Genomic DNA, 16,557 nt, shown 5'->3' with positions numbered 1-16,557 from the left:
AAGAGAATGAAATGGTCTAATCGTGTTCAGATTGTTACCGGACAAACTTGTTTGCACATTGCAATGCACCTGCTGGTGATTGCCGCACTGGTTTGGGGCTGGAAACATAGGGCGCTGGTTGAAGTGAGCAGTACCCTGGTGGCAGCTTATGCGGTGGTATTCATTACCATGCTGGTCATGCAGCGTAGTGCCCGTTTACGTAGAATGGGTGATTCCCTCGAAGAGGTGACCACCACTTACTACTTTGGCGCAGCGATGTTAACGCTGTTCCTGATCTCCCGCTTTATCCATAACAACCTGCTGATTGGTCTCCTCGGCGTGGTGATGTTGGTGGGACCGGCGCTGGTTTCACTGCTGGCGAAAGAGCCGGTTCAGCGCATCGAGAAGAAGCGCAGTTGATCGATTAGGGACCGCAACCCTGCGGACCTGACCAAAAGGAGCCCAATGCGGCTCCTTTTTTTATGGATGCTGTCTGCGCGGAAAGCTGCTAAACTCGCGCCCTTACGCATGGTAGTTTGTGCCCTTTTCACACGTGAGCCCCGCGCTTGCGTCATATCCCTCCTGAAAACTACATCGCCTACGGCGGTCAGGACGGTTCGGAGTAATACACCTGCATGTCATTTGACTCTCTCGGCTTAAGTGCCGATATTTTGCGTGCGGTAGCAGAACAAGGCTACCAAGAGCCGACGCCGATTCAGCGTCAGGCCATTCCTGTGGTGCTGGCTGGTCGTGACCTGCTGGCGAGCGCCCAAACCGGCACCGGTAAAACCGCCGGCTTTACGCTGCCGTTGCTGCAGCGTCTGACTGCAAAACCGTCCACGGCGCGTGGCCGCCGTCCGGTGCGTGCGTTGATCCTGACCCCGACCCGCGAACTGGCGGCTCAGGTTGGCGAGAACGTGCGTGAGTACAGCCAATATCTCGATATCCGTTCGCTGGTGGTATTTGGCGGCGTGAGCATCAACCCGCAGATGATGAAACTGCGCGGCGGCGTTGACGTGCTGGTGGCGACACCGGGCCGTCTGCTCGATCTGGCGCACCAGAACGCGGTTGATCTGTCACAGGTTGAAATCCTCGTGCTGGATGAAGCGGATCGTATGCTCGACATGGGCTTCATCCACGACATCCGTCGCGTGCTGGCGCGTCTGCCTGCTAAGCGTCAGAACCTGCTGTTCTCTGCCACCTTCTCTGACGAGATCAAAACCCTGGCGGAAAAACTACTTACCAACCCAGAACAGGTTGAAGTTGCGCGTCGTAACACCGCCTCTGAGCAAGTTTCACAGCAAGTGCATTTCGTGGATAAGAAGCGCAAGCGGGAACTGCTGTCGCTGATGATTGGTCGTGATAACTGGCAGCAAGTGCTGGTGTTCACCCGTACCAAACACGGCGCCAATCATCTGGCTGAGCAGCTGAACAAAGACGGCATCACCGCCGCCGCGATCCACGGCAACAAGAGCCAGGGCGCGCGTACCCGTGCATTGGCTGACTTCAAATCCGGCGGCATTCGCGTGCTGGTCGCGACCGACATCGCGGCGCGTGGTCTGGATATCGAAGAGCTGCCACACGTGGTGAACTACGAGCTGCCAAACGTGGCGGAAGATTACGTGCACCGTATCGGTCGTACCGGCCGTGCGGCTGCTACCGGCGCGGCACTGTCGCTGGTGTGTGTTGATGAACACAAACTGCTGCGTGACATTGAGCGTCTGCTGAAGCGTGAAATCCCGCGCATCGAGCTGCCTGGTTTCGAAGTCGATCCCAGCATCAAAGCCGAGCCAATCCAGAACGGTCGTCAGCAGCAGGGCGGCGGTCGCGGTCAAGGTGGACGTGGTCAAGGCCAGGGTCGCGGTCAGGGCGGCAACGTTTCTCGCCCGCACAGCGGCAATGCGCCACGTCCGCAGGGTGAAGCGCGTTCCGCGCGTCGTCCAGCGCAGGGCGCAAGCCAGGCTGCGCCAGCCGCCAACAGCGGTCGTCGTCGTCCGGCACCGAAGAAAACCGGGAACGCCTAACGTCATGAGGGTGTTGCTGGCGCCGATGGAGGGCGTGCTTGATTCGCTGGTGCGTGAGCTGCTCTCCGGGGTGAATGATTATGACTTGTGCGTGACCGAGTTTTTGCGCGTGGTCGATCAGCTGCTGCCGGTAAAATCCTTCTATCGTTTGTGTCCTGAGCTGCATAATCACAGCCGCACGCCGTCAGGCACGCGCGTTCGCATGCAGCTGCTCGGGCAATACCCCGAGTGGCTGGCCGAGAACGCCGCGCGCGCGGTGGAACTCGGTTCCTGGGGCGTTGATCTCAACTGCGGCTGTCCGTCGAAGCTGGTCAACGGCAGCGGCGGCGGTGCCACCTTGCTGAAAGATCCCGAACTGATTTATCGCGGCGCGAAAGCGATGCGTGAAGCGGTGCCGGATCATCTGCCGGTGACGGTGAAAGTGCGCCTTGGCTGGGATTCCGGCGATCGTCGTTTTGAGATCGCCGATGCGGTGCAACAAGCCGGTGCCAGCGAGCTGGTGGTGCACGGTCGTACTAAAGAAGACGGTTATCGCGCCGAAAACATTAACTGGCAGGCGATTGGCGAAATTCGCCAGCGTCTGCGCATTCCGGTGATCGCCAACGGTGAGATCTGGAACTGGCAGGACGCGCAGGATTGCATGCGCATTACCGGCTGCGATGCGGTGATGATAGGGCGCGGTGCGCTCAACGTGCCGAATCTGGCGCGCGTGGTGAAATACAACGAAGCGCCGATGGCGTGGCCCGACGTGGTTGCCTTGTTGCTTAAGTACACTCAGCTGGAAAAGCAGGGCGATACCGGCATGTATCACGTGGCGCGCATCAAGCAGTGGCTTGGCTACCTGCGCAAGGCGTATCACCAAGCCGACGGCTTGTTCAGCGAAGTGCGCACCTTGCGCGTTTCCGCCGATATTGCTGATGCAATTGACCGACATGCCACACGTATCATCGCATAATCACCAATACGCACATTTCGTAGCAGCGCGATTTATTGCGCCATATGAAAGACCGGATGTGTGCTCATTATTTCCTCCAATCTGTTAGTACTTTATAACTAAAAAAGTCGCGATCTCTTAGCAGGCTAAGGTTATAGTTATTGTCCATTTTCATCACCGTTCCCGACGCCACTTTCCATGTCTGACGCCGCTGTACTGAGTAACGCTCAGTTAAATAAACGTATTCTCTCCGTCATTGTTTTCACCTTCTTTTGCTACCTTTCGGTGGGTTTGCCGCTCGCGGTGCTGCCGGGATTCGTACATAACCAGCTTGGATTCAGCTCGTTCATCGCCGGATTAATCATCAGCCTGCAATATTTCGCTACGCTATTAAGCCGCCCGCACTCCGGTCGTCTGGCGGATCGCTTTGGTCCGAAGCGCGTGGTGATGATGGGATTGGTGTTCTGCGGCATGAGCGGCGTGTTATCGATTATCGCCGCGCTGTGCAGCGACATGCCGCTGCTGAGCCTGGCGCTGCTGGCGGCGGGGCGCTTGTTCCTCGGCGTAGGTGAAAGCTTCAGTAGCACCGGATCGACGCTGTGGGGCATGAACATTGTCGGTCCGCTGCAAACCGCGCGGGTGATCTCGTGGAACGGCGTAGCCACCTATTTCGCCATGGCGATTGGTGCACCGCTCGGCGTGCTGCTGAATCAGTGGTTTGGCATCAGCGGCTTTGCTGGTTTGGTGGCGATCATGGGCGTTGCCGGATTCTGGATGGCGAGTCGCAAAGCGGGCGTCAGCGTCTCCGCCGGCGTGCGCATTCCGTTTCATCGCGTGGTCAGCCGCGTGTGGATGTTTGGGCTGGCGCTTGGCTTTGGCACCATCGGTTTCGGCGTAATTTCCACCTTTATCACGCTCTATTTCGCCAGCCGCGACTGGAGCGGTGCGGCGTTCGCGCTGACGCTGTTCAGCCTCGGCTTTGTGATTGTGCGCCTCGGTTTTGGTCGCTACATCACGCGTTTCGGTGGCCTGAAAGTGTCGCTGGTGTCATTTGTGCTGGAGTGTGCCGGACTGCTGCTGATTTGGCAGGCCGACAGCATCTGGCTGGTGGATTTGGGCGCGTTTCTCACCGGCGGCGGTTTCTCGCTGGTGTTCCCGGCGCTGGGCGTGGAAGCGGTGAAGCGTGTACAGCAGCAGGATCAGGGTTCGGCACTCGGCACCTATTCGGCGTTTCTCGATTTAGGCCTGGGATTAACCGGTCCGGTGGCGGGCTTGCTGATTGGGCATTGGGGCATGCAATCGGTCTATCTGGCGGCGGCGCTGATGGTGCTGGGCGCATTTGCCATCACGCTGCGTCTGCACCAGCAACACGGCCGCCAGACGGCTGCGCAAGCGCTGAGCGAATAACGCTTCACCGGCAAACCCCCGTGCGCCGCCGTTGTTTACCGCAGTTAAAAGTGGATAAACAGGGCGTAAAGCAACCCCGAAAGTAACACGGATACCGGCAGCGTCAGCACCCACGCCATCGCCAGATTGCGGATGGTGGCGAGTTGCAGACCTGAACGGTTGGCGGCCATCGTACCGGCGACGCCGGATGAGAGCACATGGGTAGTAGAAACCGGCAGGCCAAACGCGTCGGCCGCGCCGATGGTCGCCATCGCTACCAGCTCAGCGCTGGCACCTTGCGCGTAGGTCAGATGGGTTTTGCCTATGCGTTCGCCCACCGTCACCACAATGCGACGCCAGCCAACCAGGGTGCCGAGACCCAGCGCTATCGCCACCACCACTTTCACCCACATCGGGATAAAGCGCGTGGCGGCATCCAGCTCTTTCTTCACCGCCGCCAGGTTGCGCGCGGTCTCTTCTGGCAGCGCTACTTTGGCGCTTTGCAGATGCTTAATGGTTTCGGAGGCCAGATACATGTCGTTTCGCGTGTTGGTCACCGCCTGCGCCGGGATATTTTCCACCGCGCCGTAGCGACGAATCTGGTCGCCGATATCGCCCAGCATCATGCCGAGCGCCGGCAACACCTGTGGGCGATTCTGGCTGGTGCGCACGAATTCGGTCAGCACCTCGCGCGGCGCGGGCATGGCGGCGGGCGCCGGTTGCAGCGTCAGCAGTTGCTGTTCCGTCACCTGAGTTAAGGCGGCGACGCGCGGAATCTGCTCCGGCGGCAGCGAGCGGTTCAACGCGTAGGCAATCGGCATGGTGCCGACCAGAATCAGCATGATTAGGCCCATGCCTTTCTGCCCGTCATTCGAGCCGTGCGCGAACGATACGCCGGTGCAGGTGAGGATCAGCAAGCCGCGAATCCACACCGGCGGCGGCTGGTTGCCCTTCGGCGCTTCATACAGCTGGCGATTGCGGATAAAGGCTTTCATCGCCAGCAGCAGCAGTGCGGCGCAGACGAAGCCGACAATCGGCGACAGCAGCAGCGCATACCCGACTTTAATTGCCTGATCCCAATCCACGCCGCTGGTGCCGCTGCGGCCATGCAGCAAGGCGTTCGCCACGCCAACGCCGATAATCGAACCGATCAGCGTATGCGAAGAGGAGGCCGGTAAACCAAAATACCAGGTGCCGAGGTTCCAGATAATCGCCGAGAACAGCAGCGCATAGACCATGGCAAAGCCGTGGCCGCTGCCCGCTTGCAGAATTAACTCCACCGGCAGCAGCGAGATGATGCCGAACGCCACCACGCCGCTGGAGAGCAGCACGCCCAAAAAGTTACAGAAACCGGACCACATCACCGCCACGCCCGGCGACAGCGAATGGGTGTAGATCACCGTGGCGACGGCGTTGGCGGTATCGTGGAAACCGTTCACAAATTCAAAACCGAGCGCAATGATCAGCGCCACGCCGAGCAGCAGGAACGGTATGTAGCTGGTGACCGGCGCACCGGTCTCTTCAACGTCATTAAACAGGTTGATGCCGGCATACAGCAGGCCAGCGATCAGCAACAGTACAAAGATCAGGCGTGAGGCAGGGCCGTTGCCGCGGTTAAGGTTCGGGCGTCCGCTGTGGGACGAGGAGGTCGATGCAGGTAAACTGTTTTCAGCCATAAAACACCTCAGTGTTAAATCACGATGCTCGAACGGCACCCGTTAATGGCAGTGTGATACGTGGTTTGTATGACAGAATGATGATGGCGCACGCCCGGTGTCATCTTGCTGCAACATCCCTGTCGCACGCTGTGGATCTGACCGCTCGGGAATGACCTGCTAATGCTCCAGCCCGTACTACCGCTCGCCTCGCTGCCGGACTTCAATAACGACGTCGCCGGACTGATTCATGGTTATCTGTTTACGCCCGCGTCGCTGCCACAGCGGCTCAATGCACGCGAAGCGGCCCAGCTATCGCAGCAGCAGCTGCCGCAGTCGACCTTTATCTGGCTGCACATCAACCTTAATCACGCGCGTGCTGAACGCTGGGTTCAGGACCACTTTGGCGTAGACCACGATTTTTTCGACGAGATACATTCTGCTTCGCCGCGCACCCGTTTAGCCCAGCAAAACGATGCGCTGCTGGCGGTACTCAATGACGTCACCTTCAGTAAAGAGGAGCGCAGCACGCAGAACGCCACGTTGTGGATGTGGTGCTGCCCGCGTGTGGTGGTCACCGCGCGTTTTCGCCCGGTTGGCATGATCGAACGCATGCATCAGCAGATGAATGAACTGAAGTTCGCCGAGCCGGATGCGATGCTGCTATGGCTGCTTGGCGAGCAGGAAGCGCAGCTGGAGCAAGTGGTGCGGCGTTCCAGTCAGGCGGTGGATGCGATTGAAGAGCGCTTGCTGAGTGCGGCGATCAAAACCAATCGCCGCGAGCTGGGACAACTGCGTCGTATGCTGCTGCGCGTGCAGCGTTTGCTGGCACCGGAACCGGCGGCGCTGTTCCGCTTGCTGAATCGTCCGCCCAAATGGCTAAAGCGTGAACCCCTGGGCGAGCTGCGAATTTTCACCGAAGAGTTCAGCGTGGCGCTGAATGATTTGGCGAGTTTGATGGAGCGGATTCGTTTGCTACAGGAAGAGATTGCCGCACGATTGATGGAGCAGAGCAACCGCACGCTGTTTTTGCTGACAGTGATCACCGTGCTGGCGCTGCCGATCAATATCGTGGCGGGATTTTTTGGCATGAACGTGGGCGGGATTCCGCTGGCGAATAATCCGCACGGCTTTTTGCTGCTGGTGTTAGTAGTACTGGCGTTTACCTTGGTGGCGGGTTGGCTGGCGTTTCGACGACCGCGTGATTGATTGACGTTGCGCGATGAATCGCGCCGCTACGGTAGGTGCATATATCTGTAGCGGCGCAATTTATTGCGCGTCTTAACGCGCGATTACAGGCTGGTGGCCGGCTGCGCTGCTGGCGCTGCGCCATTGATACCTTGCGGTGTCATTGGCTCTTCTTTCGGCAATGCGTCAGAAGACTCCTGAACCGGCACCGGTGCTGGCTGCACTTCGCCAGCTGGACCGTTGATTTTGATCGGCATACCGTTACGCGCCTGGATAGCGTTGTTGACCGCATCCTGGTTGGTGCTGGCATCGGCAATCACTTTGGTCACAGCGGAAGTCAGATTGATCGGCACCACTTCGCGTGAATTGAACTGCTCTTCGGTGGTCGACAGCGGATTGTGTACTTCCACGTAGCGCGAACCATCTGGCTCAACGGTGGCTTTCACCGGCTGATCGATGAACTGTACGCGCGTACCAACCGGCACGTTGTCGAACAGCCATTTGATGTCGTCAGCACGCAGACGCACACAGCCGTGGCTTACGCGCAGGCCGATACCGAAGTTGGCGTTGGTGCCGTGAATCGCATACAGGCGGCCGATATAGAGCGCGTGCAGGCCCATCGGGTTATCCGGACCCGCCGGGAACACCGCAGGAATGCTCTCGCCGCGTGCCGCATATTCTGCGTGCATCGCTTTGGTTGGCGTCCAGGTTGGGCCATCTTTCTTACGCTCAACCTTGGTCGTCCAGTTGACCGGCGTATCTTTACCCAGCTCGCCGATACCGATTGGCAGCACGACCACGGTCTTGGTGCCTTTCGGGTAGTAGTAAAGACGCATCTCAGCGCTGTTGATCACGATGCCTTCACGCGGCGCGTCAGGCAGAATCAGCTGCTGTGGGATGATCATTTTAGTGCCAGCTTTTGGCAGATAAACGTCAACGCCCGGATTGGCTTCAAGCATATTGCTGAGGCCCATCTGATACTGTGCAGCAAAGGCTTCCAGCGGAAGTTTGCTGTCATCAGGGACAGTGATTTCAATGTTTTCGCCGATCAGACGGCTGTTAGCCGGCGGCAGCGGATAGACTACTGCAAATGCCGACTGGCTGAACGCCGCCAGTGCGAGGGCGAGTGAAGCGAACGCGCGAATGCTCATTTTCATGTTTTTCAAGTCGTTATGGCCATGTTTCAGGCTTGTCAGTGTGTCGAATCCATCGTGGTCAGTATGACCCGCTGCGCATTATATGTGCATTGGCGCATTGATGGAAATCAGGATTTTTACTGGCTGCATATACTTTACGCAATTCCTTGTCTTTACCCGACAATTCCCTTCGATCCGCAGCCCAAAATGTGAATTTTCACGGCTGCCACAGCGTCACTTCATTACTCAGTTTACGATTGAGGAAAAAAGCGGCACTGATTAACGCCAGATGCGTCAACGCCTGCGGCATGTTACCCAACGCTTCGCCGTGTGAAGTGAACTCTTCGGCGTACAAACCAAGCGGATTGGCGTAACTCAGCAGCTTTTCAAACTCAAAATGCGCCTCATGTACGCGACCGGCTCGCGCCAGACACTCCACATACCAGAATGAGCAGGCACCGAAAGATCCTTCTCCGCCGGTTAAAGCATCGGCAGGCGTCTCGTGAATGTTATAGCGTCGGACTAAACCGTCGCTCACCAGATGCGTTTTAATCGCGTCCAGCGTCGAAATCCAGTCGGGATCGGTGGAGCTGACAAAGCGCACCAGCGGCATCAGCAGCATCGAAGCATCCAGGAAATTACCGCCGCGCGTCGCGGTGAAATGGCCCAGCTCCGGGTTCCAGAAGTTCTGCCAGATATCGTCGCGGATCTCGCTGCGCACCTTATCCCAGCGGTCGTACGGCATCGGCAGCGAACGTTTCAGGCCAAGGCGCAGTGCGCGATCGAGCGCGACCCAACACATCAGGCGTGAATGCAGGAAATGTTCCGGCTCGCCGCGCATCTCCCAGATCCCGGCATCGGGCTGATTCCAGTTCACGCAGACGTAATCGATCATATCGGAGACGTACTTCCAGCCGCGATGCGAAATTGCCTCGCCATATTTATTGGCGAGGTAGATGGCATCCATCAACTCGCCGTAAATATCGAGCTGCGTCTGGCGCCAGGCATCATTGCCGATGCGCACCGGACGTGAATTGGCGTAGCCGGAAAGATTGAGCAACTCGGTTTCGTGCAGCTCGGTGCCGCTGTCGAGGCGATACATCACTTGCAGATGCGGCGTGTCGTCGTGGCTGTGCTCGACGCAGCGGCCGACCCATTTGGTAAAGTCGCGCGCTTCTTCGGTGTAGCCGAGGCGCATCAGCGCGTACATGCTGAATGAGGCATCGCGGATCCACGAGGCGCGATAATCCCAGTTGCGCTCGCCGCCCAACTCTTCGGGTAAGCCGAAAGTAGCGGCGGCGGCGATGGAACCGTGCTGATGCGAAGTGAGTAACTTCAGCGCCAGCGCTGAACGCGTCACCATCTCCTGCCAGCGGCCGCGGTAGGAACTGTGGCTGCTCCAGCGTCGCCAGTACTCCAGCGTGTCGTGGAAACAGTGCTCGGTGGCGATGGTGGCCACGTTAGGATCGTCATCGTTACCAAAGACAAACTCAGCGGTTTCCCCGGCTTTCAGGGTAAATTCCGCCACCGCGCTGTGATTCTCACGCGTCATCACCACCGAAGCGCTGAGGCGCAACGCCGGTTGTCCCGACGCAAGGAAGGCGATACCGCCTGGCCGCAGTTCGGTGGTGGTTTCGGCACGCGCGTAGTCGTGGCGTGGCGCACACAGCAGATGAAAGGTGGCGGTGCCGCGTACCATCTTTACGCGGCGCACGATACGCGGCACTTTGCTCTGCTCATCGCAGATCGGCATGTAATCGGTGATCTCTGCCACGCCGGCGTCATCCAGCCAGCGGGTTTGCAGAATATTGGTATCCGGTAAATAGAGCTGTTGCTGGCGGGCATTTTTCCAGTCCGGCGCGAGGGAGAACAGGCCGGCCTCATCGCTGTCCAGTAGCGCGGCGAAAACCGACGGGCTATCGAGCGCCGGCCAGCAGAGATAATCGATGGTGCCATCGTTAGCAATCAGTGCGCAGGTGCGTAAATCACCAATCACGCCATGGTCGTCTATTCTGCGTTTAATCTCGCTCATCGTGCCCCCTTTGCCGTAGGTAATTGTTAACTATAGACGAAACGGCAGATTCGGCGGCCCCGAGGCACAGAAGGATAACTTCTATACTGTAAAGACACCCTCAATCAGGAGAATGTTATGAGCTTAGGAAAACAGAAAGTCGCTGTGGTTACCGGATCCAGTTCAGGCATTGGTCGCAGCTGTGCGGTGATGCTGGCCGAAGCGGGTTATACGCTGGGCATCACCTGGAGTTCGGATGAAGAGGGCGCCCAGGAAACCGCGCGCATGGTGGAGAGTCGTGGACAGCAGGCGCAGGTGCGGCAGGTTGATCTCTCCGATCCGCAAGCCGGCGCTCAGCAACTGACGCAGCTGATCAACTCGCTGGGGCGCATTGACGTATTGGTGTGTAATGCCGGCGTGATGACCAAAGCCGACTTTCTCGATGTCACCTTTGAGGATTGGCGCAAAGTGTTCAACGTGGATGTCGATGGCGCGTTTCTTTGCGGGCAGATTGCCGCGCGCCATATGGTTGACCAGGGCGACGGCGGACGCATCATCAATATTACGTCGGTGCATGAACACACGCCGCTGCCGGATGCCACCGCCTATACCGCTGCCAAACATGCGCTCGGCGGCTTGACCAAATCGATGGCGCTGAGTCTCTTACCGCACCATATTCTGGTGAACGCGGTCGCACCGGGCGCAATTGCCACGGCGATGAACGATATGAAAGATGACCAGCAAGGACGACGTATGCCGGAAATCCCGATTGGGCGTCCCGGCGATACGCGTGAAGTGGCGAGTTTAGTGGCATGGCTCTGTTCGGAGTGGGCAACTTATACCACCGGACAATCGTTTATTGTCGACGGTGGTTTTATGTTGGCCAATCCGCAGTTTAAGGGGTACCACTCGTAATCAACCGGCGCGGCGGTGATTCCAGTGGCGAATGATGTAACGCAAGACAATGCCAAAAATCACCGCCGCCGCCAGCCATAACAGCGGCTTGAGGTGCTGATCGATCTTGTGCAGCCACGGCGCGACAATCTGTCCGGCAAAGTAGCCAAGCGAGACAAAGATCAGCGCCCACAGCGCCGCACCAACCACGTTCAGAATGAAGAAACGCAGCGGCTTGAGGCGGCTGGTGCCAATAATGATCGGCCCGACAATGCGGAAGCCGTACATAAAGCGCACGCCAATCACGAACAGGCTCGGGTGTTTTTGAATCAGCCGCTTAGCCTTGCCAATTGTTTCCTGATGTTTACTGAAACGGCGCAAAATGCGCGTGCCATAACGGCGTCCCAGCCAGAACAGCAGCTGATCGCCAATAATGCCGCCGATCATCGCCGCCAGCACCACGCCGCTGAAGTGCAATAAGCCTTCATGCGCCGCCACACCGCCTAACAACGTGAACGTTTCCCCTTCGGCAATACAACCAATCAGCAGCGCCAGATAACCGTATTGGGTGATTAATCCATTGATATCGAGATGCAAATTATCCTCCCTGCAAAGTGTGAAATCGCTATTAGTGTATACCAGCGGCTTAATTTGTGTGGCGCCCCGCAAAAACGGCGCCGACGATTATACTTGAGCTAACGCTGCCTCCGTTGATCAGGCCGTTGGCTGTAAGGGCAGCCCATCGCAGCAAAGGAGTAAATGTATGAATCATGTCTGGGGTTTACTGGCGCATCCAGGTCAGGAAATGCGCGATATTAAACAGGAAAATGAGAGCGTTTCGCACCATTACACCCATCATGTTCTGTTAATGGCGGCGATCCCGGTGATCTGCGCCTTTATCGGTACCACGCAGCTGGGCTGGAATCTGGGCGAAGGGCAGTTCGTACAACTCAATCTACTGACCGGTATCGGTCTCGGCATTCTGTTCTATCTGATTATCCTCGGCGGCGTGGCGGTAATGGGCCGCGTGATCCACTGGATGGCGCGTAACTATCCGCAGCGTCCCAGCTTGCAGCGCTGTACGGTGTTTGCCGGCTATGTGGCCACGCCGCTGTTCCTCAGCGGGCTGGTGGCGCTCTATCCGCTTGTGTGGCTGTGCGTGCTGGTGGGCGCGATGGCGCTGGTTTACACCGGTTATCTGCTTTACGTCGGCATCCCGGTGTTCCTGAGCATCGACCGTGATGAGAGCTTGCGCTTCTCCGGATCAACATTGGCGATTGGTGTGCTGGTGTTTGAAGTGCTGCTGGCGCTGACGGTGGTTCTGTGGGGTTACGGGCCACGGTTGTTCTGAGGAAGGCCTGGTCGGCATCAATGGCGTAATGCCGATCAGTTAAGCGCCGTATCAAATCACCGCACCTTCCGTAGCGGCGCGATTTATCGCGCAATGAATTGCGCCGCTACAAGCTGTGCTTTCGGTAATCAGGGATTTTCATATCTTAATGGACGAGCATCACGTCATCCATGGCGACCTTTTTAACGCCCGGAAACAATCTCAATAAGAAATTTCTCAGGTAAGTGCGTATGATACTGCTGCCAGCCCGCATCCCGTCTGGATTGTTGCGGGCGGCCTGTGTCTCAACACAGCGCAAAACTCCTGACCGGATTTTTTTGACACGATGTCTGCAAAAATGCGTATTTCCTTGCTGTCGCTGGCGCTGTTTGTCGCCGCGCCAGCCGCTATAACGCCCGCGCTCGCTGCGCCGGCGGCACTCGCAAACCTGGCGCCGATTGCCCAACCGCAAATCGCCTCCGGCAGTGCCATGATTGTCGATCTGGAAAACAACAAGGTGCTGTTTTCCAGCCATCCTAACCGCGTACGTCCGATCGCCTCACTCACTAAAGTGATGACGGCGATGGTGGTGTTGGATGCCAAACTGCCGATGGATGAAATGCTGTCGGTGGATATCAGCCATACCGCTGAGATGCGCGGTGTGTTCTCCCGCGTCAAACTGAACAGCGAAATCAGCCGCCGCAACATGCTGCTACTGGCGCTGATGTCCTCGGAAAACCGCGCTGCCGCCAGCCTGGCGCATCACTATCCGGGCGGTTACGATGCGTTTATTCGCGCCATGAACGCCAAAGCACGCTCACTTGGCATGACGCACACGCGCTATGTCGAGCCGACGGGCCTGTCGATTCAGAACGTTTCCAGCGCGGAAGATCTGGTTAAACTGTTGAAAGCCACGCGACAGTACCCGCTGATTGGCGAACTGAGCACCACCAAAGAAGACACCGCCGTATTCAAACATCCGAGCTACGCGCTGCCGTTCCGTAACACCAATCATCTGGTGTACAAAAACGACTGGCGCATCCAGCTGACCAAAACCGGTTATACCGATGAAGCCGGGCACTGTCTGGTGATGCGCACGGTGATCAACAACCGTCCGGTGGCGCTGGTGGTGCTGGATGCCTTTGGTAAATATACCCATTTTCGCCGATGCCAACCGCCTGCGCGACTGGCTGGAAACCGGCAAAGCCGCACCGGTTCCGGCCGCTGCGCTGGCGTATAAGAAGCAGAAATCAGGTTTGACCGCGAATAATGAATAACTGGATTTAAAGCACGCACATACCGTAGCGGCGCAATCTATTGCCCATTGCAGATTCTGCAGGATGCGCAATAGATTACGCCGCTACAGATTGTGCGTTGTGTTGTTACGCTCATCTGCAAAAACGCTTATCGTTAGCGCCAAAGTTTTACACCTTCATTCCTATAGTTTCAGTGTCGGCAACGTCTTAAACTAGCCGCCATTCACGATCGCACTTGCGTTTATCGGCTGTTATTACGCTGGAATCTCATTCATATGTTCAAGTTTCGTCATCTGTTTACCCCGTTTTTACTGCTGCTTGTGCTGTTAGCTCCCACGCTGAGCGTGGCCGCAGATACGCCGCCCAACGATCAGGCAGAGGACGCCGCACCCAAGGTGAATGCCTCGGTCGAGCTGCCTAAGATGCAGAAAATTCTCGACAAAATTAAAGGCCAGGTCTCGGGCGATACCAATGAAAGCCAGCTCAACCAGCTTAATGAGATGGCGCTGGAGCTTTCCGGTAATGCCGAAACCCTCGGCCAGGCGTTGATCCCGCAGGGCCAGCAATTGGATGCACAATTGGCGGTTCTTGGCCCGGCACCGAAAGCCGATAGCGGCGTGAAAGAGACGCCTGAAGTGACGCGCAAACGTGCGGCGCTGGAGAGCCAGAAAGCCAAGCTGGACGATCAGATCAAACAAGCCGATGGCATCAAAAACGGTGCGCTGGTGCTGTCATCGCAGATCGTCAACCTGCGTCGTGACCAGCTGAAAAGCCAGCTGGCGCTGAACTCTGGCAGTATCCTTGGCCCGCGCTTCTGGGCGCCGCTGGTCAGCAGTCAGGATCTTGATGGCGAGAAGATCAGCGAGTTTATTACTGAATTGCAGGACACCGCCGCGCTGTCGTGGGAATCTGGCTGGCGTTTCGGCACCGTGGCCTGGCTGTTTGCCGCGATGCTGGTGATGACGCTGGGCCGTCGCTACAGCGAAGAGTTCTTTGCCTGGGTCAGCATTCATAAGATGCCGGAAGGGCGCTTACGTCGCAGCTTCCTCGCCGCCACCACCGCGCTCACCACGCTGGCCGCGGTGGTGATCACCTTTAACTTCATCGCGCTGGCCTTTACCCGCCGTGATGAAGTCTCGGGTGATGTGCAGGATTTTGTTGATCGGCTGGTGCAGCTCAGCGTCTATTGCGGCTTGATTGCCGGCTTAGGCCGCGCGTTCCTCTCCACACGTCGCCCAAGCTGGCGTTTGCCGGCCATCTCCAACGAAGTCGCGCAAGCCCTGAAGCCGTTCCCGCCGTTCACTGCGGCGCTGGTGTTTATTTTTCAGACGGTGGAAGCCTTCAACTACAGCGTCGGCACCAGCCTGAATACCACCATTTTTGCTAACGGCTTGACCGCGCTGCTGATTGGCAGCACTGGACTGGCGATCGGCATGCGCATCAACCGCGTACGCCGTCGCATGGTGCAGGAAGGTCAGCAGCCTGAAGCGCGTTCAACGCTGGTGGGATTGGTGCAGCTGGCGCTGATGCTGACGGCGCTCGGCATCCTGATTTCACTGATCATCGGTTACGTCACGCTGGCGCGCTTCCTTAGCTATGAAGTGATTTGGTGCGGCATTTTGTTTGGTTCGTTCTACTTCCTCAGCCATCTGGTGAATGACGGCTGCGAAAGCCTGTTCTCCACCAGCAATGCCACCGGCAAGCGCCTGCAAACCACGCTGAATATTGATGAGCGTTACCTGCAACAGGCGGCGACGCTGCTCAGCGCGCTGGGTAAAACCGTGCTGATTGCCATTCTGGCGCTGGCACTGCTGAACGGCACCTTTGCCTCATCAACGCCGATTGAGCTGATCCAGAAGGTGATTGAGTTCTGGGGCGGCAAAGGGCTGGAGTCGCTGAACATTGTGCCGGCGCACATGGTCAATGCAATTCTCTGTCTGGTGGTGGGCATTTACGTGCTGCGTTCGGTGCGTCGCTGGCTGGATAAAGATTTCCTGCCCAAAACCACCATGGACGTCGGCATGCGCGTGTCGCTGGTGACGCTGTTTAGCAATATCGGTTACGTGCTGATTATCCTGCTGACGCTGTCGATTATGGGCCTGCAGTGGAACAAACTGGCGTGGATTGTGAGCGCCTTGTCGGTCGGTATCGGTTTCGGCTTACAGGAGATTGTGAAGAACTTTATTTCCGGCCTGATTCTGTTGACCGAGCGCCCGGTGAAAGTGGGCGATCTGGTGAGCATCAGCGGCATTGAAGGGGATATCCGTCGTATTAACGTGCGCGCCACCGAAATTCAGCTCGGCGACAAATCGACGGTGATTGTGCCGAACTCGCAGTTTATTTCGCAGAACGTGCGTAACGCCACCATGGGTAACGCGCAGGGCGTGGTCACCATCTTGCTGACGTTCCCGCTGGATATCGATCCGGTGCGGGTGCGTGAAATTCTGCTGGAAGTGTATCAGGAGAACGAACGTATTCTGGAGACGCCGGAGCCGTCCGTGTCGTTCAAAGATTTGACGCCAGCGGGCATCGTGTTGAGCGTCACCGGCAACGTTGCCGGTCAACGCCAGATTTCCGGTGCCAAGAGCGATCTGCTGTTCGATATTCTGACGCGTCTGCGCAAAGAGGGCATTATGCTATCGACGCCGCAGACCATGATCATCGAGCGCCGCGCCGTGGCCGCAGCACAAGATCAGCAAAGCGATCCGTTGCCATAAATGCGTAGGGTGGCCATTTATGGCCTAATGCTCGTTAGTTAAGCCGA

12 protein-coding genes and 1 pseudogene are annotated in these 16,557 nt (G+C 57.5%); 9 read left to right on the top strand and 4 right to left on the bottom strand.

Annotated elements, in window-relative coordinates:
- Nucleotides 1-6 precede the first annotated feature (6 nt).
- The 4 genes from Q3H59_RS14065 (at nucleotide 7) to Q3H59_RS14050 (ending at nucleotide 4,344) form a co-directional block, all read left to right on the top strand.
- Complete coding sequence (locus tag Q3H59_RS14065; RefSeq protein ID WP_101763168.1) at nucleotides 7-399, top strand: YbhQ family protein; 393 nt, start codon at nucleotides 7-9, stop codon at nucleotides 397-399.
- Between the two features lie 215 nt (nucleotides 400-614).
- Nucleotides 615-2,003: an ATP-dependent RNA helicase RhlE gene (rhlE, locus tag Q3H59_RS14060; RefSeq protein WP_008102680.1), complete on the top strand. Its 1,389-nt coding sequence runs from the start codon at nucleotides 615-617 to the stop codon at nucleotides 2,001-2,003.
- 4 nt (nucleotides 2,004-2,007) lie between these two features.
- Nucleotides 2,008-2,958, top strand: coding sequence for a tRNA dihydrouridine(16) synthase DusC (dusC, locus tag Q3H59_RS14055; protein ID WP_309835435.1), 951 nt, complete (start codon nucleotides 2,008-2,010; stop codon nucleotides 2,956-2,958).
- A 177-nt stretch (nucleotides 2,959-3,135) separates the two neighbouring features.
- On the top strand, nucleotides 3,136-4,344 hold the full coding sequence (locus Q3H59_RS14050) for an MFS transporter (RefSeq protein ID WP_101763166.1): 1,209 nt from the start codon (nucleotides 3,136-3,138) through the stop codon (nucleotides 4,342-4,344).
- 44 nt (nucleotides 4,345-4,388) lie between these two features.
- On the opposite strand, the gene Q3H59_RS14045 is transcribed toward Q3H59_RS14050, so the two are convergent.
- Complete coding sequence (locus tag Q3H59_RS14045; RefSeq protein ID WP_309835433.1) at nucleotides 4,389-5,999, bottom strand: inorganic phosphate transporter; 1,611 nt, start codon at nucleotides 5,997-5,999, stop codon at nucleotides 4,389-4,391.
- A gap of 162 nt (nucleotides 6,000-6,161) precedes the next feature.
- Between Q3H59_RS14045 and Q3H59_RS14040 the strand changes: the two genes are divergently transcribed.
- Nucleotides 6,162-7,187, top strand: a complete 1,026-nt coding sequence (locus tag Q3H59_RS14040; RefSeq protein ID WP_280172606.1) for a transporter — start codon at nucleotides 6,162-6,164, stop codon at nucleotides 7,185-7,187.
- Between the two features lie 83 nt (nucleotides 7,188-7,270).
- On the opposite strand, the gene Q3H59_RS14035 is transcribed toward Q3H59_RS14040, so the two are convergent.
- Both Q3H59_RS14035 and Q3H59_RS14030 read right to left on the bottom strand, forming a co-directional pair.
- Complete coding sequence (locus Q3H59_RS14035) at nucleotides 7,271-8,323, bottom strand: L,D-transpeptidase family protein (RefSeq protein WP_101763163.1); 1,053 nt, start codon at nucleotides 8,321-8,323, stop codon at nucleotides 7,271-7,273.
- Between the two features lie 196 nt (nucleotides 8,324-8,519).
- Nucleotides 8,520-10,334, bottom strand: a complete 1,815-nt coding sequence (locus Q3H59_RS14030) for a glycoside hydrolase family 15 protein (RefSeq protein ID WP_101763162.1) — start codon at nucleotides 10,332-10,334, stop codon at nucleotides 8,520-8,522.
- 117 nt (nucleotides 10,335-10,451) lie between these two features.
- Between Q3H59_RS14030 and Q3H59_RS14025 the strand changes: the two genes are divergently transcribed.
- Nucleotides 10,452-11,228, top strand: a complete 777-nt coding sequence (locus Q3H59_RS14025; protein WP_110865774.1) for an SDR family oxidoreductase — start codon at nucleotides 10,452-10,454, stop codon at nucleotides 11,226-11,228.
- Here the strand turns inward: Q3H59_RS14025 and Q3H59_RS14020 are convergent, their stop codons facing one another.
- Nucleotides 11,229-11,804: a DedA family protein gene (locus tag Q3H59_RS14020; protein ID WP_137385418.1), complete on the bottom strand. Its 576-nt coding sequence runs from the start codon at nucleotides 11,802-11,804 to the stop codon at nucleotides 11,229-11,231.
- Nucleotides 11,805-11,970: 166 nt separating this feature from the next.
- On the opposite strand from Q3H59_RS14020, the gene Q3H59_RS14015 reads away from it, so the two are divergent.
- The 3 genes and pseudogenes from Q3H59_RS14015 (at nucleotide 11,971) to Q3H59_RS14005 (ending at nucleotide 16,510) form a co-directional block, all read left to right on the top strand.
- Entirely contained in the window at nucleotides 11,971-12,558 is a 588-nt protein-coding gene (locus Q3H59_RS14015) for a Yip1 family protein (RefSeq protein ID WP_101763159.1), read from the top strand.
- 325 nt (nucleotides 12,559-12,883) lie between these two features.
- Nucleotides 12,884-13,814, top strand: a pseudogene (pbpG, locus tag Q3H59_RS14010) (D-alanyl-D-alanine endopeptidase).
- Between the two features lie 254 nt (nucleotides 13,815-14,068).
- Nucleotides 14,069-16,510, top strand: a complete 2,442-nt coding sequence (locus Q3H59_RS14005; protein WP_101763157.1) for a DUF3772 domain-containing protein — start codon at nucleotides 14,069-14,071, stop codon at nucleotides 16,508-16,510.
- The last annotated feature ends 47 nt before the right edge of the window (nucleotides 16,511-16,557 follow it).

It is taken from the genome of Pantoea sp. SORGH_AS_0659 (assembly GCF_031453915.1).
GTDB lineage: Bacteria > Pseudomonadota > Gammaproteobacteria > Enterobacterales > Enterobacteriaceae > Pantoea > Pantoea leporis.
Note: the sequence above shows the minus strand (reverse complement) of the source record. Positions and strands in the feature narration are given on the sequence as shown.